The organism is Ruminococcus sp. RTP21358st1_G6_RTP21358_211008 (assembly GCF_040908885.1).
Classification (GTDB): domain Bacteria; phylum Bacillota; class Clostridia; order Lachnospirales; family Lachnospiraceae; genus Blautia_A; species Blautia_A faecis.
Map to the genome: position 1 here is coordinate 1 of NZ_JBDGDM010000013.1, position 23770 is coordinate 23770.

Genomic DNA, 23770 nt, shown 5'->3' on the forward strand with positions numbered 1-23770 from the left:
TTTTCCTGATGTATTTTGGGTAAATTGTTCCCAAGCATTATCGCAATCGTCAGCTGCAAATTTTGACGTTTTGCCATATTATACGCAAACTCCTTTTTCCCTCAAAAATACAATCGTTTTCCCAAAGGCCGCACTTCCCCGAGCCACCTTTTCAGCTGGCTTTTCCAACATTTATTTTCTCCTTTTCCTATGCGATCAGACGCATAAATGACGCTTTTACTGATTCCTGTTTAACACTTACGTACAGCATTGTGGTGTCTGATTTCGCATGTCCTGCATAAGCCTGGATTTCTTGCAGCGGCACACCCCTGGCACCTGCATCCGTAAGTAATGTTCTTCTAAATTTATGCGGATGCGCATGTACTCCTGCTTCCGCTCCAAGTTTCCGGAGCATGTCTTGTATTGCCTGCCTTCCCAGACGATTATACGGCTTCCTTCCTCTCACAAACAATGCCGGATTGTTATCGTCTCTACTCTCCAGATATTTCTTAAGATGATAAACACAACCTTCTGTAAGATACACTTTACGCTCCTTCTTACCCTTTTGACCGTAAATGATTATTTCTCTGTTTACAAAATCTACATCATCCCGATTAAGAGCTACCACTTCGCCAATACGCCCAGCCGTACTGTATAAGAGCTCCATGATTGCCACATCTCTTTCCGTTTTCGCTACATCTTTAAGATGTTCCCGCTCTTCTGCAGTGTAAGGTTTCTTGATTTTCTGCGGCACTTTTACACGTTTTAATCTTCTAGCTGGATTCCTGTTTATGTAGCCTTCATCCGTAGCCCAACTGAAGAATCCGCTGATATTGTGCCGCAAAGTTTCAAGGTAAGCCAACGAAATTTTCCTCTGTTCCTGGTATACAGCCAAATAGTACCTAAGATCATTGGTAGTTATTTCGTGGATTTTCTTATTAATTCCCTGGAATAGTAGTGTAATACACCGATTGTACGCCAGTAATGTGGATTCTGCACAATTTTCCAGACGTTTACTGGCTATGTACAACTTTAGAATTCGCTCCCAGTGTCGTTCCGAAGTAACCAGCTGTGTGCACTCCTCTCTCACTTCCATGCCATGAAGATTGATTGCAAGAACGTTTTCCAGTTTCTGAAGCTGTTCGTCAGTAAGGCTATCCTGCATTGCTACAATTACATTTTGAATCAATTTTTCGGTCATAAATGAATACCTCCCTTCCTGATTCCATTATATTTTCCGGTACCAGGAAGGTCTACCCTACAAAGTGCTGACTATATAATATGGCAATAAAATTTCTGGTAAAAGATTTTCAGTGCTACACATTTATTACAAAGATTCTAAAGTAAACGAACTAGGAGGTCTTGATGCTTGTATAAGGGATGCACTTAACAGTACTATTCCAAAAGATGGAGTATTTTATGGAACTTTCGTTGCAAATATACAGTATCTCATGCTTGGCCATCGTTACGAAAACGGAGCGTTCGGTGTCATAATATTATTTGGTTTTAACAATAACACAGAACGATGGAATATAAACAACAATAAAATTACAAAAGTTTAAAAGTCAAAACGAATATATGATAACACAAGAAGAATATCTAAGAGTAATAACCAGTTGTTCATTTTTAACACTTGCTTTTGTATCTTCTCTTCCTCCAGTAAGTAATTGAATACAAATGTCTGCATAATATCTCGATACGACGTATACAGGAGTATTATTGGTAGTAGACGTTTGCAATACAACTAGCATGCATGAGTTTTGCTTTATCGGAAATGAATAAGTACCTGGTTGTTTTACATCATTGAAAATGCTCTTGCCATATAAATAGTTAAGCGCCGCCGGAAGTGTCATCTGTCCCGCATCCAGGGCAAATGCCTGTGAAGCGAGTCCATTCAAAATCTGCTTCGTCAAATCCTCCAACGTAATAATCCCACCTTCATTCGTGGTGGGATCGATGAACATCAATTCTTTCCCTGCGGGAATCTGTGTTACTTTTGTGAGGCTGTTTGCGTCCTGGCCGTCTTGTGGTAATGCCATAGCTTAATCTCCTTTCTTTATACCGCATCTACATTCAGATTGACAGCTTTCCCTCCGATCACAAGGAGTTTGCCGCCTACTATGAGCGCTGCAGTCTTGTATGTGGTAAATCGTCCGATCACCACACCGCCAAACATGTAATCTTCATTCTTTACTTTGATACTGTAGCCGTATCCCAGGAAGCTCTCACCGCTTTCAGTCTTTTTTCTCCAGGAAAACCATGCTGCCGGATAATTCTTTGTGACCTCTCTTCCATTCTGGTACACAACTGCAGTCACGGTTGTGGTGCCGTCTTCGTTGTCATGATAGCGGACATTGTACAGAAGTGAATTTCCCACCAGACCGTGGAGGTCCGTAGTCGTCTCGGACAGATTCATCTTCAAACCGTCCATGCTTGTCTCAATGTTGGCTACTTTCTGGTTTGTCGTGACAATGGCAGCTTTTGCCTGGTCTGCGGTATTCTGGGCGGCTTTGATATCATCAGCCAGGCCTTCCGCATCTGCCAGGAGCATGACGGTCTGGGTATCCAGGTTCTGGGCTCCGGACGCATCATATAGGGTACAGCGGATCATGTTCACGTCAGCTCCAGAGGGAGCATATATCTTCATGATCTCAGCAGATGAAGAACCATACTTCAAAACATAGGTCTTTCCATTGTCTTTTGATTCCTCAATCTGAAAAATTCCGGAATAGCTGCTGATGATCCCATTGTCATTCTTAAATGCTGAGAAAGTCACGCTTTCCGGAACCAGAGTCTTTCCGTCCTTTTGTTTCCGGATCACCTGGCTGCTGGCTCGGAGATCATAGCTGAGACCAATCTTTCCGTCCTTTGCCTTACTGATAGAAAATCTCTTGGTGATCCAGGAGCCCATTGACTTTACAACAAGCGTTTTACCGCCTACAACAAGCCCTTTTCCACCGACCAGGAGAACTTTCCCTTCCAGTCCGTAAAGCCCGGAAATGTCCACGTAACCGTTGTCAGAAGTCATTGCTGTGACCTGATACGTTCTGGTTTTCGGGTTCCAGGTACCGCTTACACCTTCAGAAGCTTTCACCGTAATCTGGTCAATGTGATCGGAAACATCCGTATCACCCAGATACACGGAAAAAGTGGTATGACAGCTGCTGTAATCCCCACCGGAACCATCCGTGTAGGTATGGACCACATGCGCATCATTGTCCAGGGAAGCCCCGATTGCATCCAGGGTAGAAATCCCGGACAAAGTGTCCAAAGCTTTCTTCGCCGCGTCAGAAGCTGCATTTGCAGTATTGTTGGCGGCATTTGCGGTACTGGCGGCATTGGATGCAGTCGTAGAAGCACTGACAATGTTGGTATTCATCTGGCTATATAACTGGTTCAGGCTCTGGTTCTGATCGTCAAACCAGATCCGGCTGCTCTTGATACTCTAGGAGCTGCCATTGATAGCTGATACCACCGAAGGGATATCCAGCTTAGTGCCGGCAATGGCTGCATTATCCGCCACCATCTTATTCACGATCAGACCATCTGCAATAGCTCCAGGCTTCACGCCTGTGGAATCCAAAAGAATCCCTTTTCCGGTCTTATCAAACAAAGAAAAGGTAAAATCCCCGGTTGCGTCCAGGCCTGCCTGCATCCGGACAGTTCCGTCTGTGTCCCTCCACTGCTGGGTTGCACCCTGAATCTTAATCCCGCCATCGTCAGATGTAATCATAAATTTATTGGTGGAAATGGTGCCGCTTAAAAGATCCCCGACCGTGACCGTCTGCATAACTGCAGTTCTGATCAGTGCAGAGTCAATCACAGCATTCTGGGAAGTAAGGTGGATGTTCTGCAAATCCCCCACACCGGCACCACCTGCAAGCAGGGTTTTGATATTGGCATAACTGGAATCCAGGATATTGATCTTTGCATTTGCGGCAGTAAAATTTGTAGCAGTCAGATCCCTGAAGCTTCCAAACTCTGCATCCAGGTTCTGTACCGTCGCATTGACCGCATTCAGATTCTGGATTGTTGCAAATTTCAAATTGGCAGTATCCACATCCAGCTTGTTGATCATAGCGTGGTCGATCATCACCAGCTGTGCATAATACCGCTCCATTTCTTTTGTGGTAGGACCTTTCCAGTTTGCATTTGTTTCATCTTCTGATAAACCCACAGCCTCCACAGAATCCGTAAAACCGCCATCATACTCCCTTTCCAGTTTCATCAGCGGAACCTTGTAGGAGCCCCCTTTTCTGTCTTCCACAGTGAGAACATCCCACGGATCCAGCCGTGGGTCTCCCATCATCCGTAGGGAACCGGGCATATAGGAAAAACTTTTCAGGGTATCCATCACTTTGTCCAGGGTATCCTGTGTCATAAACGGATTGGAAAAGATTACTGCCCTTGCCCCGTCTCCGGATGAAACGGAAATTTCTTTCCCCTCTTCATCCTGGCCAGTGTAACAGGTAAGCTTTTCCACCCGGAACAGGTAATCGTTGTGTTCAAAAGAATCCCAGTATCTGCCTGTGCTGACCGTATAGCCACCGTCCACGTAGCTGTGCAGTTCAATCTGTCCGTTTCTGTTACATACTGCAAAACAGCCATGAAGCTGTGCTGCGTAAGAAAGAACCTCCCTGCAGCTGTAACCTTTCGGAACTTTCATGGAAATGCCGGAAAGACCGTCTGTTACAACCATCACCCCTGTGATTTCCTGGATTCTTTTCAGAACCGCCGCCGTATCCGTACTGTCTCCATCCATAGAGAATGCACGCTCTGTTTTCATCATCCGGTCATAGGCTGTAAACTCAATCTGCTCTTCATTTCTGGATGGTTTTCCAGGCGTGAAATATCCCATGGGGATGTATTCCACCAGACCATTCACTTCCATTCCGATCTGGACCAGGAGCTCATGCCCCTCAATGGCTTTTCCCGGATCCGGAATTATGATGGTAACGTACTGGCTCACTGTGGAGCCAAGGGAAAAGTCATCCTCCACTTCTGCTCCGCCAGTAAACTTAATGCTTTTCGCATTTGTTATGGATACATCATCATAAGTGATGAGTGCTTTAAAAGTTCGGGAATCCTGTAGTACCAGGTTTCCAAAAGCTTCTGAAGACTGATACACAGGACCACCTCCTACTCAGTCATGATCTCAAGTGTTTCCAGGTCAGCCACTGTCAGGGCATCATAACGTGGATCATCACATTTCTCAATCTCTTCCTCAGAAACAGTATGAATCCCAACCTCTGTCTCAATCGCCAGAAGCTCATCCAGGTCTTTTGCAAAGCCCTCTTTGTCCTCAATGGAATACTGCCCGTTCTCAACCAGGAACTTTCCATCTTCGCCTTTTGCTGCGTATTTCTCAAGCAGTTCCTGGCGCTCTGCGTCATAGGCATTGGCTGCATCACTGACTGCTGCCAGGTTCTTCTTGATCGCATAGCCAAGCTTTACCGGCAGCCGCTTCTCCCTTAAGGAAGCACAACCATTGACAAAATTTAATATATCTTTATTTTTCAGTTCCATCTGCGGTACCTCCTGTTACACGCTCGTCCTCAGCTGCATAGACAATCTGGTTAAATGCTTCAATATCTTTTCTGCATTCTGCCCTGTTTGCCGCGTACAAGTCACGGTCCTGGACAGTAATGCTAGTACTCGCGTTCCCGGCTTCCGGGATCTGCGCAGACATGTACACAACAGGTCTGCCATTGATCATGCTGTTGAAATTCATAGATACTGATTTTGTTCCTTTTAACATTTTGGTTTCCTCCTATTTTTGAATCAGGTCCACAGCCACACCCTGGTACGTCTTCACACCTTTACGGTAGGTATATACAGGGTAGGCTGGAGCGCCTGCATAAAATCTTTTTGTTACTTTGGTATTTGTCCCTGGATCCAGGAAAGTCACATTGAAAAAAGCAGGGGAAACGGCTTTATCAATCACCGCTGCCTGCTCTCTTGTCAGCGGCGGCCAGCTGCATTTCAAAGTATATTTAATCGCAATCAGGTCTCCCACCATCTCACCATTGGCTGCACGTCCGGTATTTTTGGACCATATTTTTTCTTTGGTCACGGTAAGACCATTCAGCTTAAGACCTGGCATTGGTACTCCATCAATTTCAATATCTGAAGATGTTTTTGTAGTAGTTGTTCCACTGCTTACAAAGTCACTCAACCGACCACCTCCTAACTAAATACTGGTTTCCCAGTAGATTTCTGATACTGCTGTCCCTTTTTTCGGACAATCTTAAACAGCTTGTCTGCATCACCTTCCAGGTAAATATGGATCTCTGCCTCTTCGTCTTTGGATTGTGATCTGCTCTCCAGGGCATTTACCACAGCATCATACACACCAGAACGGATACCTTCAATAATCTGATTATTGTTTGCAACGGTATTTTTGCTTCCCATTCGTCCGACCAACTCAGGACCACTCTCTCGGGCCATGAACATCTCACCGTTTTCCGGGAAACCGCCTTTAGCATACCAACTCAATCCAAAGCTTGGTGTAGAGAAACTCACAGGACCTACGTTATGTTTATTCCAGGATACGGAAACATGCGGTAGCGGAATATGTACGGAACCAAATCCACTGGCAAAGTTCTGGATTGCATTTTTTCCGGTATTGAACAAATCTGGGATTGCATTGCTGATCTTATTTGGAAGATCCTGAAACCAGTCCCCTATGCTGTCCCATTTTTCACTCAATCCATCTTTTAAACCAGATAAAACATTTCCGCCAGTCTCAACCAGCCAGTCCTTGGCATCTGACAGCTTGTCCTTCACCCTTCCTGGAATTTTTCCAATCCAGGTTAAGACAGAACCGATATTATCCTTCAGACCTTTCAGGAGTCCTGAAATAATAAAGCCACCCTGTTCAGCCATGACTGTCGATGGACTGTGGATTCCGAATGCATTTTTGAAACCATCGATAAATGGATCAAAGATATGCTGCTTGATCCAGGTACCGATTCCCTTCACACCATCAACAATACCTTTAAAAATACCTTCAACTACATTTCCACCGCACTCTTCAATCTTCTTCTGGAAATACTGCTTTGCCTCCTGCACTTTTTCGCTGATTACGCCTCCCAAGAAAGCCGCAAGACCTCCAAAAGCCGCACCGATCAGTTCGAAAGTACGGTCTGCGATTCCATTCCAGTCAATTGCCGCAAGACCTTCCCAGACTTTTTCTCCCAGCTGGTACCAGTCAATCCCTTCAAGAGCAGTTATTCCAAAATCCAGCAGACCTTTCAAGCCATCGGAGAATGTATCTCCAATGCCAGCAAAGTCAACCGTCTGGATCGCGCTGTTTACAAATTCAGACAATGCATTACCGGTTCCGATCCAGTCAAAATTCTCTATTGTAGTATGAATAAAACCTATAACTGTATTAATCCCGCTTCCAAGCGAATGCCCTACCAGTCCCCAGTCTGTTGTCTGGATAAATCCGTTCAGTCCATCCGTAATACCTTTTGCAATATTAAAGACCGTCTCATTGATCAGATTCCAGTCAAGACCGCCAAGAGCCCCATTGATACCGTTTCCTACGGCATTTCCCAGGCTTCCCCAGTTGAAATTCTCAGCAAAGGTATTAGCAGTTCCGAATACCGTGTTGATTCCCTGGGATAGCGTATTCCCAACTAAATTCCAGTCCGTAGCCTCTATGAAACCATTCAGGAATGTAGCTGTGCTCTTTGCAATCCGGTTGCAGGTATTCTGAATAGAATCCCATGGAATGTTCTGCAAGGCTGAATTCAGCTTGTGTCCAACAATTCTGCCAATTCCGGTAAAATCAGCATTTCTCCAGGCTTCCTTGATCTGCGCTGCAAGTGCTTTCATTTCGTTTGAAACATTCAGTGTCTCAAACATGTCCCTTCCAGTAAGGCCGCCAGTACCGGCACTGTCAGAAGAACTGGAACCGGACGTATCATCCAGTTTATTGATCTGGTCGAACCCAAGAAGTGTGCGCTGCAGCTTTTTATTTGCATCATTTGCCTTGTTGGCACTCTTTGTGTTCTTGTCAAGACTTGCAGCATAATTCTGGTTCAGCTGTTTGGCTTTGATAAAGGTACCGGCGCCGGTCAAAGCACTGGTAAGCTGTCCAATTGCATTTACCACAGAAATGATTTTCTGGATTACTGCATTCAGGATTGGTGCCACAATATTCAGTACCGGTGCAAATGCTGCTGCAAAAGCATTTTTCAGCTGAGTCAAGGAAGACATCAGCATGGAAAGGCTGTTATTGGTATCCCCGCTGTATTGAGACAGATTTTTGAATCCATCCACCAGTGCACTCCGTAGCTTGTTCACCAAGGCAAACAGGCTTCGAATTCCCAAGGAATACTTCAGCAGATTTTTCAGTCCGCCGCCAAAGGAACTGCCATTGTCTTTTACTCCACCAGTGAATCGGTTTAGGATAGGAATTCCGCTTGTGAATTTCTGAATCAGTGCACCGAATAAACCAGATGTACGTCTGATCACACCGCCTACTTTTAAAAATGCAGAGGTGACTCCGCCAAGGATTCTTACCAGTCCACCCCAGCCTTTCGAAACCGCTGATGCACCGAGACCTGCTACCTTACCAATGCCGCCGACAACTGATTTTCCCAATCCCATTGCCTGCTTTGGAAGAGATACCGTTCTCTCTACATCCGCACCATTTGCTTTCATCTCTGACATCTCAGTTTTATATCCTTCAACGGCATTCTTTGCCTTTTCGATGTCATATTGCAATGATTTCCATTCCCTACTCTGTTCTTTGACACCAAGTGCCTCCAGTTTTTTCTGCTTTTCAAGTAAATCAGCCAAAGCATCTCTTGCCTGGCCTGCTTCCTCCCGAAGCTCCTGAAACTCCTGCGTTGGAACCTTTATCCCGGATTTTATCTGAAAGTCTTTTACCATTCCCTTTAAAGAAACAGAGGACATTGTTTTTCTGATTTTCTGCAGCATCCCCTGGATCTGCGATGTACTTTTCGCAGTGTCCTGTTTGGCACTGTCCAGTGCTTTTTTCAATGGGCTCTTATCCGCTGTCACGGTAACCTTTAAGGTTGCAAGATTCTTATCGTCTGCCATTCATTTCACCTCCTCAGGGCATAAAAACTGGCAGTCGGGTTATACGCCTAACTGCCTTCGTCTGTTTACTTCTGCAATATATGCTTTTCTTCGTTCCCTATAGTCTTCCATCTGCTGTTTCAGCTGGTTCTCTTCCCAGGACTTTTTCTCTGCTTCAAAGAAACTGGGATAATAATCCCAGGGATGGGGCATTGCTTCTATATCACCAGCAACAGGTGCCAGGATATTAAGTGCAATCACTTCTGCTATAATGAAATCGTCCTGAATTTTCAGCTTACGTTCCTGCTCTTTCCGTCTGCCGTAGCTTTCCAGCATGTCTATGATCTCATTTACAGAAGAATTCCAAAACAGGTCAATGGAAATACCTGCATCAAGGGCATATGGGTACAATTCGCTCAGAAACTCTGAGGTTGTCTTTACTGGTTCTCCAGCTCCTCCATGATGCTCTGAGCCTGTTTCTCCGGGAAAAAACCCGAAACCACCAGGGTAGGGATTACCACCTTTTTAAACAGATCAACCTGGTTTCCACCTTCCTCTGTCCAGGAATCGTAAATCTTCTGGATATCCGGGTAATCAATTCCATGCTCCCAGGGCTCCATAGCCGCCTGAATAATAGTCAGCATGACCGACAGGGAGGGCATGTCTTCCACCAGGTTCATAATATTCTGGCGATACTTGTTCTCCAGCTTGCCAATTGTAGAAGCTTTCAGTTTCAGTCTGTAATCCCTGCCTTTTACTGTCCAGTACCAGAAAGGCTTGCGTTTCTTTTTCTCTTCATCCAGTTTTACAACCTTTTCCTCTTTCATTTCGTCCTTTTCGGACACATCATTTAATCCGCCTAAACTCTCCATGTGCTACCTCCTTATGCCGGATCCACGTATACAATATCAGACTGCACAATCATAGTCAGTTCGAACTCGATCACACCGTTGACGCCTCCACCAGTACGTTTTACGGAGACCTGTGCGTCATACTGGATTTTGGTGCCATCTATATCTGACTCTTCAAAACTTAATACTTCTTTGTCCTCTGCCGCCTGACGCATAACACGATACGGGCTGTCTGCCTTAGTGTTATCGTACTTGTACTTATACACCATATCTGATAAGTCACCAATTCCAAGCTCATACATCTTATGAGGGTCTGTAAGAGTTGTATTTTCTACTTTTTCCGGCTCTGAGCCGAGCTCCGGAATCTCTTTCAATCCCGGAAGGTCTTTATACGCGGAGCTTGCTTCAGATTTCTTTTTATATCCTAACTTTGCACCATTTGCTAACATGCTTCGATCTCCTTTCTTAATTCAGCCAGTATACCTGGTCTGAATCCATATCAATAATTCCTTCGTACCTCATCTGCTTATGCTTCATGCCGGATGGATCCGGAACATCTGCACAGCCGATACGCTTTAACCCAAGAGCGGACACAGCCTTATCTACAGCAACCGCAGTTGGTGAGGTATTTTTAAGATCCCAGATATCAATGCGGTACCGTACCTTGGATTTATCTTCTCTCATTCCTTCCGCACTTCCACTACCTTCAAAGACGCTGTTGTCTTCTTCGGTAAACTGAATGGTTGGTTCATTCCCTGCCCACTCTTTCGGGTATGTATCAGACACATGCTCTGAAACAGTGAACAGTGCCGCGAATACTTCATCTTTTACATTTTTCATTTAATGCTCTCCTTTATAGCAGCTGAAAAATCAGCTTTCATTCCTTCCAGGATCTGATCCTGACTGTCTTTTAACGCCGGATACATGAACGGATAGGCGGGCTGTCCAGTGCACAGATAAAAGCGTCCATCTGGAGTATCCAGGTAAAACCAGTGGTATTTCTCAGCCACACGCCTATCCACCTGGCTTTCATGGATCCACCAGGGATTCTGCGTATAGGCTGGCGTAATCTCTGGTGAAATGCCTGCATGGTTCTCCTGGCCTTTCGGTCCGGTACCAAATTCCAGATAGGTCGCATAAGGTTTATTTGTCCAACAGACACCAGTTACCGTATCGCCGTTATCTTCCACTTCTGCATAAATGCTCTGCCTGAGTTCCCCTGTATCCACATGTACATTCATAACGGCTGCGCTTCGTACAGTTTGGATAGCATTCCCGATTGCTTTATTCAGATCTACATCTTCCAGCTGATCCAGCTTTATTTCCAGTTCATCCAGACCTTCCGCGCTCATGTCCGTTCCACCTCCAGCGTCAGAAAACGGTATGATTTAATTGCAACAATCCTGTAATCCGGCTCAGTATTCTCACCGACGAACAGGCAAATTCCATCCAGTTCCATCAAATCAATACCATTATCCAGAATGTAATGCAACCGTCCATTTTCATCCGGCTTGATGGCATATCCTCCATCAATTTTCACATTACGGATGTACCCAAGTCGCTGTCCATACTGCTGCGCCTGGACTTTCCCTGAAGCAGGCCAGGATTCCCCAGAAAAAGAACTGGCAGCGCTGTACTCTTCGTAAGTGCTGCCCTCTTTGTCCTTTTTTACCATCCGTTTTCTGTGATAATAAGTCTCAAGTCTGCTTTGTCTTAGTCTCATAGGTTCTGCCTCCCACTCTGGCTAGCCGGAAACGGTTCAGTACATCATAAATCTGCCTGGGAGCATTGTCGAAAGAATAGGACTCACCGCCTTCACTTCTGCCTGTCTCGCCCTCTGTTCCCAGACGGTTCAAGGCAATCACAGCAAGATCGCGCACAGCTTTCTCAAGTCCGGTAACAAGTCTGATTCGGTTGGTATACCCCAGAACAAACGCTTCTGCCTCGTCAATCAACACTCCAATCAGTTTCTCATCATTGTTGCCGGTAAGAATTTTCAAACGCTCTATGGCTTTTACTTTCTCTTCATCCGTCAAGCAAATCACCCTTTCAGGACACCAAGCAGTTCTTCTTTGCTCAGACTGGAATAACCGGAAAGACCTTTTTCCTTGGCAACAGCCCGGAGTTCTGCCAGGCCCATGCTGTCAAGGTCTCCAGGAGCTTTTGCCTCTGAGGATTCCTTTTTGGAATCCCCGGAAGTCTCTACCAGCTTATAGCCATCTTTGAGCAGCTGCTCGCACTTGGAAGCATCCACTTCGCGTTCCACATTTTCTCTGATCACTCTCATGCTTTTGCCTCCTTGATATTCACATAAACGGAATCCAGTTTGTTCTCCAGGATCCAGATATCATGGAATCTACGGTAATCCAGCTGCCATGCGTTTAATCTCTGGTTTACTAACGGATCAAAGATTCTCATGACATCCTGTTTTGTGATCGCAATTGGTGTGGTTACCGGGCAAATAAAGAAGTTGACATTCTTTGCGGTTGCTCCCTTTTCATAACCGCCCTGTTTCTGCCCCTCTGTCTTTCCATCATTGATCTTGATAGAAGTATACATACGGTTAGAGGATGTTGGAATAATCGGCACGCGGTCCACAGAAGGAACCTGTGTGTCAATGCCGCCTTTGGAAAAGGTTGTCGCAGTGATTTTTCCAGCAAGTTCCAGTTCCAGCTCCATGATAAAATCAGTAGTTGCCTGGCATACAAGAGGTCCGGTATAGTTATCCCGTACCGCCTTGATACCTTCTTTAAAAGCTCTGAGCGCAGAAGTTCCAGTGGCTCCCGGAGTGTAACCATAATCCACCATTCCTGCCTTTTCTGCTGTGATTGCCTCTGTAGCCACTTTAGAGATACGGTAAGCGTCAATCTCCGGAACTACGTGCATTCTCTGGAACTCACCCATAACAGCAGACGCTGTTGGAATGAAGTTCGCCTCGTTGATATCCATTGGATCAAGATTGAACAGACGCCCACGATCCTGAGTCATTGTTTTTGTCTGATAACCCAGAGTAACGGAGCCCTGTGTATATCCGTTATCCCTGTCATAATCTCCCATTCCCTGAAGGGACATTTTCGGGATCTTTACTTCATTTCCACCGTTATAGATCACGCGTCCCGCATTGGCGTCCATCCATCCGGTTGTTGCTTCCTGTACTGCGACCTTATCCAGCATAGTCATAAATAAGGTTGCAGCTGCTAATGTGTTAATTGCCATAATTTATTCACTCTCCTTTAATTATTGCCCATCATGATGTTATACACCTGCTCTTCCAGGGCTTTCTGTGCGTCACCGCCTGGTGCCTTCTTCGGGGGCTTGCCGCCTTTCAGCTTTTCCTCCACTGCAGTCTCTACAGCTCTCTGAAACACTTCCTTGACTTTCTCCATGGATTTCTTGCAGGTATCAGCGTCCGAATAATCCAGTACCTCTGCAAGTTCCTGGGGAAGCCCGTCACTGGCAAGGGTGTTCTTGGCTTCTGCCATCAGCTCCTTGCGTGTGATTGCTGCCTCTCTGTCAGTAAGTTCCTTTTCTCTTTTCTGCTGCATGTACTGCGCTTTTTCTTCCTTTGTCATCTTGGCGAGCTTCTCGGCTTCGGAAAGCTTATCATCCGCCAGTGCCTGCCACTTTTCCTGGGCTTTTGTCACTGCCGTATTGACCGCCTTCTGGACACGTCTGTCAAACTCCGCCTGGTTGCCGCCTGTTTTCAGGAAGTCATCAAAAGATGGTGGGGTGTCTGAACCAGCTCCACCTTCACCGCCTGCGCCTTCGTCCTCGCCAGATCCACCGCCATTGCCGCCATCAGCCCCAGCGCCGTCTCCTCCTTCTGCAAAAAGCTGCAGGTTCATTGGTACTTTACAAAATGCTTTTACAACTCTATTTCTCATGTCTATCCTTTCCGCCCAGCTTATTCCCTTACAGGGCCCGAGCCATTCGTTTCAGATTTTCTAGTTTACCCTCGTTTCGGAGCATAAAAATAAGACGCGTCACCCTGCGTCCCAGAGGGAGATAATTGGATCACCTATTCCTTTCTCTGTGCGGTCTTAGCTGGTTCCTTCACGATTTCAGCCATGCCTTCCTTCACCAGGTGATCTGCTCTGGCCTCGTCCACATCCAGGACGGTACCAGGTTCGATTACCTTATGCAGACGGATATCGCTGTAACGCTTGATTACTTTTACCTTCATGGTTCTCACCTCCTCTTGCGCCGGCGCAATTTTAATCATTGTGAGTTACTTTGAAGCCAAACTGCGGAAGGAAATTAATCTCATAATGGTACTTGTCCACATCCGATCCAGAAATGTCTTCAACTACATACATGGTATAATCATTCAAATAAACATAGTCTTTCTGGTACTTTCCTTCTGCGGTCTCAATAATTACTTCCAGTTCTCTTGAAGAGTTGTTCTTCAGTGCGAATGTTCCAGTCAGCTCTAACAGAATGGTATCTGTTCTGGCATTTAATACTGTCAGCTTTCTGGTTACGTTAAAGTTGTCTGCTTCCTGAGAAATGTTCTGGCTTACCTGATCAGCTTCTGAACAGCCTGTGGCAATAAAACATGCCAGGATTACCAGTGCCATTAATACTGCAATTCTTTTGATTGCTCTTCTTTTCATTTTCTTGACCTCTCTTTCTTAAAAATAAGTACAAAAATAACACGTCTTATGGCGTGCTATCATTGTTTTTGTAACGGTATTAACAATTGTTAGTTAGAAATAACCTTTTCTATATCATCCATAGTTGCGTTAATAGTATCCCAGTCAGCAGGCGAATCCCCTACATCCACAAGGAAATGTGTATCATCTAATATCTCAACAACTGCTGCCTTCCGTCCATCTTTCAGAAGGACTGTATCAAATTCTTTTATATGCATTTACTTCGCCTCCTTAATGTACGTACTGGTCAGCTTTGTTGTGCCATCAGCCTTTTTGATCCATGCAACAATTACATTTGCTGGTGTGTCCTTAAGGCCATACAAAACCATTTTCTGTTCATATCTATCACCAAATCCTTCATTTCCTTTGAACGTGGCCGGATACTGCGTTGTGCCTTCTTTCAACGCTTTCTGAAGTTTCTGCCAATTATCTATTCCATAACCCAAGCGATCTGTAAAGGCTCTGCCCTTAGGATAACCTTTCTCACTGTTCTCATCAAACAGATATTTCGTAAACTTAGGCTCTGGCAAAATTGCGTTTTCTGCATTCGGCAGTTTCAACTCTGGATGCTGCAGAAGCTCATTCCTTCTCTGGTAATCCAGCTTCATGAATCTCCATTTCTCAGGTTCATTATACTTGATTTCCTGGAATCCTGCAAAACTTTTTGGAATTTCTTTTCCCAGGGCTTTCTGATAGCGTTCATACTGTTCCCGGTCTGATGCACTGTTCTTAGTAGCCTTCTCCTGCGCCTCAGCTTTGGCATTCCCTTTCACGTATTTCTCATACCACTGGTCATAGGTCATATTCGCTGGCACCTTCTCTATACGGCCTGTAGCCGGGTTATAGGCGCTTCTTTTCATCCGGGCGAGAGTTTTTTCATCAATAATACTAATGGTTGTAGAACGGCACCAGGGATGCATGGGCGGATAGTTCTTTCCCGCTTGCCTCTCTGACAGTAAAAAGACTTTTCCATCCAGACTCCGACAGATCTCACTGGTACGTAAGTCCAGGGTTGCGAGATACCGGTATTTCTCTACGCTGCACTCCTCATAAGCCCTGGCGGTAAGCTCACCAGCTACAAAGCAGCTCTCTGTCCTCACCAACCGTCTTGCCTGGATAGCCCCCGCCCCAAACTTGTATTCAATAATCTGTGCTGTTTCCCGATCAGTACGGCCTGTGAGAAGACTGACCAGCATTTCTTCTTTCAATGTCTGTGCCAGATTTTCTGTGTTCTTCCAGATACGCTTTGAGTAATGCTTTCCAGACCAGTTCATCCGTAGCACCTGATCAACCTGTTTCTGGCTGATATGGGAAAAGCTGAAGCCAAGACCGGTACGCTTCTGGACATTGTAAATAGACTGGTAATAAGCCCTTTCTCCCAAATCACGGAGGAAACTGGTGTCAAACTGCTGCTCCTGGTGATAGACATTTTCCATCAGCCCGTCTACCTGCTGCATAACATCCTGTAGTCTTTCAAGCCTTGCGCGGTATGCCGGAGATTCCAGTTCCTGGACAAGCTCCTGCTTGGTTTTTTCTGAATAATCTTTATTCTTCAGTGTCCGCAGAAGTTCATCCAGAGAAGTCTTATCCTGTAAGGTATCCAATAACCGGCGGGCTTCTGTCTCTGACAATTTGTGTTTTGTCATATACTTTTCAAATATATCTTTCGCAGCGTAAGTCAGATTCATAGAAGCACTTCTGTACACTTTTGCGATCAGATCAGCTGTGGCTTCCGCATCATCCAGATTCTTGTATAAGTCCCACACGGCGCGTCTTTCCCAGTAGTTGCTCATTCAGCATCATCCTTTTCAGATTTACCTGGTTCCTTGTGATCCGGATTACCATCTTGCGGTGGTGTGTTCTCCTGCATGCCAAAGACCTCCTGCTGCCGTTTCAGGTTCTCTTCTGTCTCTTCATCCAAAGCTTTCAGTTCCTCGTCCACATCATCCACAAATGGTACCTGGGACAGTAGTGTTTTTCTGCTTACTTTTCCCCACAGGTTTGCCACAATCTGGGAGATCTCCAACAGATTCTTCGGCAGTGCCCTGGTAAAGGTCATTGTGATTCCGGCCGGATCCACACTCTTACCATGGAGTGCCAGATAATTGCAAAAAATCCGAATGCGCTTTCTTAAACCTTTTCTGTAATATCTGGTCTTTATCTTGGTGATATTCTCCATTCCCAGGAGCTTAAACTCCATAGCCACGCCAGACACATTTCCACCAAAGGATTCATCTGACATACAGGGAATATGGGAAAATTTATGAATATCCTGTTCAATAGCTTTTTTTAGGATTTCCACTCCGGATTCATCAAACGTCCTGGTCAGGTACTCTGCCTTAGCTGTATCAGGCATTTCAAGCACCTTGTACTTTTTCAGCCTTTCTTTTGCCTTTTTGATATTCTGATCTTCCTCTTCCGTACCAGATTCATCCTCATCTGAGAGCAACGTGCCATAAATGGCAAGAATGGCATCAATAAACTGCTCCTTGTCTGTAATACGGTCGCTCATCAGTGCGTTGTAAGCGTCGATCAGAGGAATCTGAAGCTCAAAGTCCCCAATGGCAAGCTTATTGTTCAAATACTCAATAATCGGGATTTCTCCCAGGTAATGGGGAACTGGCAGTTCTGTTGTCAGCTGTGGTACTTCATTGTTCTGGATGTCCAGCTCATACTTGTAATTCGGCGTCAGCACGGTTGCTATGTAATGCTCCGGTCCCGTCTCCGAATCATCTTTCCGGACATAATAATAGACAGCAAAGAGCTCGTTTTCCTCTATGCTGTCATCTTTTACCATGAACGTATTTTCCGGGGACAGGTTCTTGGTCAGTAGATTATTCTCATTTTCCTTCACATACACATATTCATAAGCCAAGCCATAGATGGAAAGATCCAGACCATTATCACCGTCAGTCTCATCTGCCCCTGCTGTCTCCAGCGAATCTGTCAAATCCTTTATATCAGCATCTGACTTATAAGTAACCGGATTTCCGATAAAATAACTGCTGGCTGTGTCTGAAATGTCCTTTGCATGGTTGCATACCAGCCTGTTTTCCCGCTTGGCATCTTCCAGGATCTTATGTTTGCCCTGGTAATAAGCCATGTTCTTTTTCAGATCTTCAACCTGGCTGATGTGCTTACTGATTAGCTGACGGATGATCCTTTTGTCCGGTGCCAGCTCGTCAAATTTTTCTCTTGGAATTGTAAATATATACATTGTTCTCACCTACTTATTTCTCGAAGTCTCGCTACCCTGCTGCCAAGCACTGTGCTCACAAAGTAACGTACAGCGTCACAGCTGTGATCGTGCTGCTTAACTGGCTTATCCTCCCCACGTTCCAGGGCTTTTTCATCCCAGATGTAGGAAGCAAATTCTTTTATGGTTTCTGTACAGGAACTGGCGAATTTCAGCAGTTCCAAATTCAGCAGCATTCCCACTAGGCGGATTCCATCCAACACATCATTGTTGGCTTTCAGCACTTTGTACCCGCGCTTGCGGAGCTCTGCAATGAAGGAAGCTGCAGATGGATCCACGATGATTGCTTTTATCTTCGTACCATCCAGCCATTTTTTTAAATCATCTGCATATTCAGAATCTGTTTTCTGTCTGCCTTTATCACGTCCTGAATAGTAATATTCCCGGATACAGTACCAGACTCCATCCCTGCCTTTGTTCCAGAGCAGGAAGACGGTTGCATTCTGAGTACCATAGTCACAGGAAACATAGCGGTTGCCGTTGATCAGAAGCTGAAAGAAATCCTTGATATCGCGGACATGCCTGGCTTCATCAAACATATCATAAATAACGCCCTCGGCTGCTGCCCATAATCCCAGGATGTAACGCTTGAAGAATACGCCAATGTACATGCTGCGGTATCTGGTTTTTACCTCTTCATCCAGGGACAGGTTGTCATCCATGGTAAAATGCAGATACAGAAGCGCTTTCAGTCCTGGATCCTTGCCTTCTGCTTTTGCCTTCTGGCGAATCTTCTCGACCTGTTCTTTTCCCAGATATCCGGTAGACTTGTCAATCCAGTTGACCTTAAACCAGTGATACGGCCCGTCCGGGTTACAGTTAAACCAAAACTTGGAGCCTTTCACAGAGCAACGTCCTGTTGCCTGGTTGACAAAGGATTCCGGCATCAGTGCAACCTCATCAAAGAACACACCAGCCAGTGTAATACCCTGAATAAGATCCTGAGAACGTTCATCTTTACCGCCAAAGATGTAGAAATAGTTTTCAATACTATTCTTCCGCACAACTACCAGGTTGTCTGCTCTGTGATCCGTGATAGAGTAACCTCTTGATCGAAGCATGAGCTTCAGCCAGAACAAAACATTTCGCCGGAAGGAGCCGATTGTCTTTCCGCACATGGCAAAGTTCTGACCTGCAAAGCCGCTCATTGCCCACATAACAAAAGACAGCGACATGCTGACAGTCTTTCCTGATCGGATAGCTCCGTCTGCTATGATTCCATCTTTGTCATGGACTGGGGATTCTTTGCACCACCAGGTCAGTACCTGTTTCTGCTTCTTTGAGAATGGAGAGAAGTGAAATGTCTGGCCGTTCTGTCTGGTTGTCCGGTTCTGCTTCATCTGCTGCAGGCGCTTCTTAAGGCTGCTCAGTTTCTCATACATCCTCATCACCCCAGACATTTTCGGCAGAAGCATTCATGGCTTCCAGGAAGCCGTCATCTGTATCATCCTCGTTCTGTCCATCCTGTTTCAGAAGCTCCAGCTCGAACTTCATAGTTTCAAGCTCCAGATGAGCATCATCATAACCAAATTTATGCAGGGCTTCAATTGCCCTCTGGCGTCTGGCCTGGACTCTGGTCAACGCATCCTCAATGGACTGGATCTGACCAAGGATTCCTTCGTATTCCCTCAGGAGTGTTGGCTTTCCTTTCTCCATTCCAGATTTGTACTTTGTAACAGACATTCCGGGAGGTGCTTTTTCAAGCTCATCCTCCCCTTGGTCATCTTCCGGATCCGAAGTCTGCTCCAGGAACTTCAGGGATTCAATCCGCTTTAACATACGCCGTTCCCGGACAGTCAGCAGCTGAATCTCCTGCAGAAGCAGCTGCTCTTTATCTGGCTGTACTGTCTGGATCAGCTTCTGTTCATCTGGTTCTAAGCAATCAAAAAAGAGAGTCTCAAACTCTCCTGTCTTAACTGCATTCTTATTCTCCGGCGGACCGGTTGCATTTTGATTGCCTGGCTGACCGCCCTTTTTCCTTTTTGCAACGTTGCGTTTTTCTTTTGCAACGTTGCAATCCCATTTATATCTATTTTTCCAACTTCGAACAGTACCTTCCGGCAGATTCAGTTGACTTGCAATCTCAACTAATTTCATGCCTTTCAGACACATGGCCCTTGCCTGTTCAATTCTTGGATCCGGCGCTCTGGCCATGTCTCATCACCTCTATTCGTCGTTTTTGGGTACAACAAAAGCAGCCCCCGGGGAGGCTGCCTTGTTGGTGCGTGTGTTGTTAATTATTTAGCTGTTACTTTTACCTATACTGAAGTATATCTGCCAGTAGCCCAATCTGCCAATCCATGATTTACCCAATTTTTCACGTACTGATCAATTTGTGCTTCCAACTCTGCCATTTCTTCTTCATTAAAATTAAACTCTTTTATTTTTTCTTCAGGATTGTAACATGGCCCTTCTTCTTGTATTATAATTTCCCCGATAACATTTAACTTGCGAAATATTTTCCAAGCAGTCTCTCTATCCATTTCTACATCAACGTTATCACAATAACGTTTGTATCTGTATTTCAATCCCTCTCTGTCTTGCTTCAGACATTCTGAACAAACACCAGTTCCAAAAGCAAAAAATCTATCCCCTATTTTATAGATAAAAGGATACTGTTTAAATAGTTTTTCGATATAATCTTCCATGTTTATTTCCTCGCATAATATATTTTTTTAATATCAGTTAATTTGGTGTTGATCTTCGGTGACCACTCACCTTAGTTCCATCACCACGTTTATATGGTTTCACTACTACGATTTTCTTTTGCTGCTGTCCTCTAACGCTACTTTTTGTTTTCGCCATTGCTTCTACCTTTTACCTTTCTTTAAAGTAGAAGCGTCCAACTGGTAAATACGCTTCATTGAACATTTAAATTATTGATTATTTAATTACTGATTCTTCTTTTTATCTGGTTCAGGTCCAGGACCTACCCAGAATCTAAAAGCTTTCTTACCGTGATCTTTGGCGTAAATTTTTTCGCCATCTTTCCCGGTAATCCATGCGCGGAAAATCCACATAGATTTATCCTCCTTTCGCAATTCACTCTTGCCAAAAGGTAAATCCAGTGGTACAATTCAATTGTCTAGAAGGAATTGTAACCAGTTGAACACTGTGTTTACTTTTTTCGCAAGAGCCAAGCATCTCATGGTGCTTGGTTTTTTGTATGTATAAAACCTTTCGGTTTGACACATCATCTGTGATATTCATTATATTGAATTGTTGCTGCTTGTCTGGACATTCCACATTTTTTCATTATCTCTTCAATGCTCATATCTTTAACAAGATCATAGGGAGCCATCAACTCTCCAGCAAATGTATTTGCCTGCCATTCCGGTTGGCGATATCTCGGGATATCACCTCGCGCATATGACATAAATTCCGGTTGATGTAAAATATAATGTCCCAACTCATGACACAACGTAAAACGATCGCGCGATCTTCCCTTTACGGCTCCTTCATATACATCGCTTCGTATACGCATGACATTTTTCTCAGTATTAGTGGTTCCATATGTATCCTGCATTTCTCCTGGATCCACAATTTCAAAGTCCATTCCACTTTCAGGGTTAGCCAGAATCCACTCTATAAACTGCACAATTGGAAAATATTCCATTTTCTCACAGCCTATTGCCTTTCTAAATTCCCTTACTAGTTTTCGAATTTTGGACCTTGATAGTGCTTCAGCAGCAACATTCATTCATCATCACCCTCCTCGTTTTCCAAAAACTTTTTCAATTTGTTCCTGTCAAAAGAATTGAATTTTCTTGCAAAGGAAAGCATCATCATCCTGTCATTATCATTCCAATTGCTAATATCAATGCTATCGTAATTTTGAGCTTCATACATGCATTGATCCAATTCTTTAATCTTATCTGAATCTAACTCATATTCTCTGATGAGAATTTCCCTCCACTCTTTGGGTGGTTTTTTCTTGCCATTTTCAACTTTTGATAAAAAAGCAGATGAAACTTCTAATTTTGTCGCCATATCGTATAAAAGTTCACCCTTATCTATCCGAAGTTTTCGGCAGAACTTTCCGAAATTGTTTACCATAGCGTTTCACCCCAATCCTTTCTAATTTGCCTCTCTAGGAGCTCCCCTTGCAAATATATATTAACCCAACTTGGTCAATTTGTCAACTCGTTTTCAGAAATTTTTTTTACATTTTTAATCATATCATAAAATCATTTACATTTCCACTAAAAATAATAGAAAGACATCCAACCACAAATAGTCAGATGTCTTTCTAGGAATAATATTATGAGGAGCCAATCGGAACACCAGGACTCGAACCTGCGGCTCGGCTTAACGGCTCATGCTCCCTCCCGATCGGGGAGGTGTTCCGGTAGTGCAGTGAGCTCCCTCACACATGACTGCCCCGGACTCATACAACACGGAGTCGAACCGCGTACCAATGTGTCAGCCTGCACTGTAATATCATTTCGGCTCTGCTGTGGCCTCAGCAATTCCCTGGCTGATATCTGCCAGAATCAACTGCCAGGCTGTGACACCTGGCAATCACTTAATAAGGAGCTTAATGAAATCTTTTCGTCAATCCCAGTATACATACTACCATAGCCGAAGCGGACATGACCGGACATTTTGAAAATTTTATAATATTTTTTCAAGATATCGGTCATGACGCTTTCTGCAGCTGTCTTCTGTATATTTCCGTTTTGGAAACCGGCTGTTCATATTTGCTGCTACCGCCACCCATGTCATGTCATCCAGGTAATAAAAACGAAACATCATTCTCAGATCGCTTTGTGGAATTTCTCGGATAAAATCATCTGCTGCATTCAGTGCGTCCTGCAGTTCGTCTTCCAGTATGTGAAGCTTTGCTACCCGCTTTTTAATCATGCCCTTCACCTGGTCAACTTCCGGAAAAGGGTAGCCGGTTATCTTGATCGGACCGATAGTGCCATCCTTTCTGGTTCCTTTTACGGTATCAGATACAACACCCTCATTCTCGATCTTGACCAGTCTGCGCCTGTCCCGGTCTATGCGGTTATGTAGGTCTTTGATTTCTTCCTTCAGCTCCACATACTGCTCCAGCACCGTCTTGTCCACCTCTGTCACCTCCCACAAGCAGTTCGTATCTATGTACCCGCGCCAGAATTGCCGGTTCTGATCTGGCATCCTCCAGGAGCTTCCTGGCCTTGTCCGGGTTCATGCTTAATTCCTTGGCAACCTGCAGCACTCTCTTCTCATCAATCATCTGGCACCTCCACTTCTGGCCACAGCATCGGTACGTTCAAATTGCGAAAATATCCTCTGCATACCTGCCGTATCGCACAGTTAAATACGCAGTCGTGAATGTCATTGTTTTTACAGTAAATTCTAATCGTGTTCACCGCCTCAGTGGCTTTCCGGTCCGTTGCCTTTCCCTGCTTGGTCTCTGTCATCTTTTTCACCTCTATCCTTGTTTACGGCACTTAATGCCCAGGCGATCACGCCAAAGGCTCCGATTAGCACGCCAACACCCATTGCAACGATTACGTCTATCATTGTTTCACCTCTCTCAGATGCTCAATAATCTGTGTCATACTCTTTTTGCAGTCTGCAAATCTTTTCCAATCACCTTCCAGGAGATAGTATTCTGTGGTAACGTAATAGCCGCCGCGCTCGTCTTTCTTCCACCAGTCATCACCTTTTGCATGTTCGGTTTCTTTGACGATGATCATTGTATTGTCCGGAAGCGGATAAGAATAATACTTTTCGCTTATTTCCGGCACAGCAAGCCACAAGTTCCATCCTGTATATTTGTCCAGAAACTCTTTGCGTTTCTGATTATTTGTTAATTCGTTCAGCGTCATCTTCTCTCCTCCCAGCTCTTGCACTCCCGACAGCGAATCTTACTGCTGCACAAGGTGCCTTTTATCATTGACAGCCTCGGACAGGTCGGGTGGACGTATACAATCAGCTCACCCACTCTGCCTGTACTGTGTTTACAGGTTTTATATTTTTCTGCCATG

The 23770-nt window shown here is 44.8% G+C and carries 36 protein-coding genes; 1 reads left to right on the plus strand and 35 read right to left on the minus strand.

Translation table 11 applies throughout. The annotated features are described in order from the left end of the window. Nucleotides 1–211: hypothetical protein (locus AB5Z12_RS06960; protein ID WP_368368585.1), on the plus strand; the 211-nt coding region annotated here is incomplete at its 5' end. Here AB5Z12_RS06960 and AB5Z12_RS06965 read toward each other — a convergent pair. The 35 genes from AB5Z12_RS06965 to AB5Z12_RS07135 form a co-directional block, all read right to left on the minus strand. Next, nucleotides 188–1180 (minus strand): tyrosine-type recombinase/integrase, encoded by a 993-nt coding sequence (locus AB5Z12_RS06965; RefSeq protein WP_195699444.1) that lies wholly within the window; start codon nt 1178–1180, stop codon nt 188–190. The two genes, AB5Z12_RS06960 and AB5Z12_RS06965, sit on opposite strands and share 24 nt — an antisense overlap. A gap of 364 nt (nt 1181–1544) precedes the next feature. Beyond that, nucleotides 1545–2018, minus strand: a complete 474-nt coding sequence (locus AB5Z12_RS06970; protein WP_368368586.1) for a hypothetical protein — start codon at nt 2016–2018, stop codon at nt 1545–1547. Between the two features lie 17 nt (nt 2019–2035). Beyond that, nucleotides 2036–3358 carry a hypothetical protein gene (locus AB5Z12_RS06975; RefSeq protein ID WP_368368587.1) on the minus strand — a complete coding sequence of 441 codons (1323 nt, stop codon included), beginning with the start codon at nt 3356–3358 and terminating at the stop codon, nt 2036–2038. Nucleotides 3359–3424: 66 nt separating this feature from the next. Beyond that, nucleotides 3425–5107, minus strand: coding sequence for a hypothetical protein (locus AB5Z12_RS06980; protein WP_368368588.1), 1683 nt, complete (start codon nt 5105–5107; stop codon nt 3425–3427). A gap of 11 nt (nt 5108–5118) precedes the next feature. Then, nucleotides 5119–5505 carry a hypothetical protein gene (locus tag AB5Z12_RS06985; protein WP_368357068.1) on the minus strand — a complete coding sequence of 129 codons (387 nt, stop codon included), beginning with the start codon at nt 5503–5505 and terminating at the stop codon, nt 5119–5121. Next, the gene (locus AB5Z12_RS06990; RefSeq protein ID WP_368357067.1) at nt 5489–5737 is read right to left on the minus strand and encodes a hypothetical protein; all 249 of its coding nucleotides are present in this window, start codon (nt 5735–5737) and stop codon (nt 5489–5491) included. Before AB5Z12_RS06990 ends, AB5Z12_RS06985 begins: the two co-directional genes overlap by 17 nt. A gap of 12 nt (nt 5738–5749) precedes the next feature. Next, nucleotides 5750–6154 (minus strand): DUF6711 family protein, encoded by a 405-nt coding sequence (locus AB5Z12_RS06995; RefSeq protein ID WP_368357066.1) that lies wholly within the window; start codon nt 6152–6154, stop codon nt 5750–5752. Nucleotides 6155–6165: 11 nt separating this feature from the next. Next, a complete protein-coding gene (locus tag AB5Z12_RS07000; RefSeq protein WP_368357065.1) occupies nt 6166–9054 on the minus strand; it encodes a hypothetical protein in 2889 nt (962 codons plus the stop codon). Between the two features lie 39 nt (nt 9055–9093). Beyond that, nucleotides 9094–9444 (minus strand): hypothetical protein, encoded by a 351-nt coding sequence (locus AB5Z12_RS07005; protein ID WP_368357064.1) that lies wholly within the window; start codon nt 9442–9444, stop codon nt 9094–9096. Between the two features lie 26 nt (nt 9445–9470). Beyond that, nucleotides 9471–9905 carry a hypothetical protein gene (locus tag AB5Z12_RS07010; RefSeq protein ID WP_368357063.1) on the minus strand — a complete coding sequence of 145 codons (435 nt, stop codon included), beginning with the start codon at nt 9903–9905 and terminating at the stop codon, nt 9471–9473. A gap of 11 nt (nt 9906–9916) precedes the next feature. Continuing rightward, the gene (locus AB5Z12_RS07015; protein WP_368357062.1) at nt 9917–10333 is read right to left on the minus strand and encodes a hypothetical protein; all 417 of its coding nucleotides are present in this window, start codon (nt 10331–10333) and stop codon (nt 9917–9919) included. A 16-nt stretch (nt 10334–10349) separates the two neighbouring features. Continuing rightward, on the minus strand, nt 10350–10724 hold the full coding sequence (locus AB5Z12_RS07020) for a hypothetical protein (RefSeq protein ID WP_204453314.1): 375 nt from the start codon (nt 10722–10724) through the stop codon (nt 10350–10352). Further along, nucleotides 10721–11236, minus strand: a complete 516-nt coding sequence (locus tag AB5Z12_RS07025) for an HK97-gp10 family putative phage morphogenesis protein (RefSeq protein WP_368357061.1) — start codon at nt 11234–11236, stop codon at nt 10721–10723. Before AB5Z12_RS07025 ends, AB5Z12_RS07020 begins: the two co-directional genes overlap by 4 nt. Beyond that, entirely contained in the window at nt 11233–11607 is a 375-nt protein-coding gene (locus AB5Z12_RS07030) for a hypothetical protein (protein ID WP_368357060.1), read from the minus strand. The genes AB5Z12_RS07025 and AB5Z12_RS07030 overlap by 4 nt, the downstream gene beginning before the upstream one ends. Beyond that, a complete protein-coding gene (locus tag AB5Z12_RS07035) occupies nt 11582–11920 on the minus strand; it encodes a phage head-tail connector protein (protein ID WP_368357059.1) in 339 nt (112 codons plus the stop codon). Before AB5Z12_RS07035 ends, AB5Z12_RS07030 begins: the two co-directional genes overlap by 26 nt. Nucleotides 11921–11925: 5 nt before the next feature. Beyond that, nucleotides 11926–12171 carry a Rho termination factor N-terminal domain-containing protein gene (locus tag AB5Z12_RS07040; protein ID WP_173772687.1) on the minus strand — a complete coding sequence of 82 codons (246 nt, stop codon included), beginning with the start codon at nt 12169–12171 and terminating at the stop codon, nt 11926–11928. Beyond that, complete coding sequence (locus tag AB5Z12_RS07045) at nt 12168–13100, minus strand: hypothetical protein (protein ID WP_368357058.1); 933 nt, start codon at nt 13098–13100, stop codon at nt 12168–12170. The genes AB5Z12_RS07040 and AB5Z12_RS07045 overlap by 4 nt, the downstream gene beginning before the upstream one ends. 17 nt (nt 13101–13117) lie before the next feature. Then, nucleotides 13118–13768, minus strand: coding sequence for a DUF4355 domain-containing protein (locus tag AB5Z12_RS07050; protein ID WP_368357057.1), 651 nt, complete (start codon nt 13766–13768; stop codon nt 13118–13120). A 134-nt stretch (nt 13769–13902) separates the two neighbouring features. After that, nucleotides 13903–14067 (minus strand): hypothetical protein, encoded by a 165-nt coding sequence (locus tag AB5Z12_RS07055; protein ID WP_368357056.1) that lies wholly within the window; start codon nt 14065–14067, stop codon nt 13903–13905. 31 nt (nt 14068–14098) lie between these two features. After that, a complete protein-coding gene (locus AB5Z12_RS07060) occupies nt 14099–14497 on the minus strand; it encodes a hypothetical protein (protein ID WP_204453328.1) in 399 nt (132 codons plus the stop codon). A gap of 89 nt (nt 14498–14586) precedes the next feature. Continuing rightward, nucleotides 14587–14754 carry a hypothetical protein gene (locus AB5Z12_RS07065; RefSeq protein WP_195699460.1) on the minus strand — a complete coding sequence of 56 codons (168 nt, stop codon included), beginning with the start codon at nt 14752–14754 and terminating at the stop codon, nt 14587–14589. After that, the gene (locus AB5Z12_RS07070) at nt 14755–16329 is read right to left on the minus strand and encodes a minor capsid protein (protein ID WP_368357055.1); all 1575 of its coding nucleotides are present in this window, start codon (nt 16327–16329) and stop codon (nt 14755–14757) included. Then, nucleotides 16326–17753, minus strand: a complete 1428-nt coding sequence (locus tag AB5Z12_RS07075) for a phage portal protein (protein ID WP_368357054.1) — start codon at nt 17751–17753, stop codon at nt 16326–16328. The genes AB5Z12_RS07070 and AB5Z12_RS07075 overlap by 4 nt, the downstream gene beginning before the upstream one ends. Nucleotides 17754–17758: 5 nt before the next feature. After that, nucleotides 17759–19132 (minus strand): PBSX family phage terminase large subunit, encoded by a 1374-nt coding sequence (locus tag AB5Z12_RS07080; RefSeq protein ID WP_368357072.1) that lies wholly within the window; start codon nt 19130–19132, stop codon nt 17759–17761. 34 nt (nt 19133–19166) lie between these two features. Next, entirely contained in the window at nt 19167–19946 is a 780-nt protein-coding gene (terS, locus tag AB5Z12_RS07085) for a phage terminase small subunit (RefSeq protein ID WP_368357053.1), read from the minus strand. A 104-nt stretch (nt 19947–20050) separates the two neighbouring features. Continuing rightward, a complete protein-coding gene (locus AB5Z12_RS07090) occupies nt 20051–20440 on the minus strand; it encodes a hypothetical protein (RefSeq protein WP_204453336.1) in 390 nt (129 codons plus the stop codon). A 243-nt stretch (nt 20441–20683) separates the two neighbouring features. After that, the gene (locus AB5Z12_RS07095) at nt 20684–20812 is read right to left on the minus strand and encodes a hypothetical protein (RefSeq protein ID WP_264294261.1); all 129 of its coding nucleotides are present in this window, start codon (nt 20810–20812) and stop codon (nt 20684–20686) included. A 173-nt stretch (nt 20813–20985) separates the two neighbouring features. Then, the gene (locus AB5Z12_RS07100; RefSeq protein ID WP_368357052.1) at nt 20986–21492 is read right to left on the minus strand and encodes an ImmA/IrrE family metallo-endopeptidase; all 507 of its coding nucleotides are present in this window, start codon (nt 21490–21492) and stop codon (nt 20986–20988) included. After that, nucleotides 21489–21782 (minus strand): hypothetical protein, encoded by a 294-nt coding sequence (locus tag AB5Z12_RS07105; RefSeq protein WP_368368589.1) that lies wholly within the window; start codon nt 21780–21782, stop codon nt 21489–21491. Before AB5Z12_RS07105 ends, AB5Z12_RS07100 begins: the two co-directional genes overlap by 4 nt. A 624-nt stretch (nt 21783–22406) precedes the next feature. After that, the gene (locus AB5Z12_RS07110; protein WP_270414061.1) at nt 22407–22865 is read right to left on the minus strand and encodes a hypothetical protein; all 459 of its coding nucleotides are present in this window, start codon (nt 22863–22865) and stop codon (nt 22407–22409) included. Then, on the minus strand, nt 22804–23013 hold the full coding sequence (locus tag AB5Z12_RS07115; RefSeq protein ID WP_148463790.1) for a hypothetical protein: 210 nt from the start codon (nt 23011–23013) through the stop codon (nt 22804–22806). The genes AB5Z12_RS07110 and AB5Z12_RS07115 overlap by 62 nt, the downstream gene beginning before the upstream one ends. Further along, on the minus strand, nt 23006–23200 hold the full coding sequence (locus AB5Z12_RS07120; protein ID WP_173772665.1) for a hypothetical protein: 195 nt from the start codon (nt 23198–23200) through the stop codon (nt 23006–23008). The genes AB5Z12_RS07115 and AB5Z12_RS07120 overlap by 8 nt, the downstream gene beginning before the upstream one ends. Continuing rightward, nucleotides 23154–23303, minus strand: a complete 150-nt coding sequence (locus AB5Z12_RS07125; RefSeq protein ID WP_173773421.1) for a hypothetical protein — start codon at nt 23301–23303, stop codon at nt 23154–23156. The genes AB5Z12_RS07120 and AB5Z12_RS07125 overlap by 47 nt, the downstream gene beginning before the upstream one ends. Continuing rightward, on the minus strand, nt 23300–23611 hold the full coding sequence (locus AB5Z12_RS07130; protein ID WP_368357051.1) for a hypothetical protein: 312 nt from the start codon (nt 23609–23611) through the stop codon (nt 23300–23302). The genes AB5Z12_RS07125 and AB5Z12_RS07130 overlap by 4 nt, the downstream gene beginning before the upstream one ends. After that, entirely contained in the window at nt 23608–23769 is a 162-nt protein-coding gene (locus AB5Z12_RS07135) for a hypothetical protein (RefSeq protein WP_270414058.1), read from the minus strand. Before AB5Z12_RS07135 ends, AB5Z12_RS07130 begins: the two co-directional genes overlap by 4 nt. Nucleotide 23770: the final 1 nt, after the last annotated feature.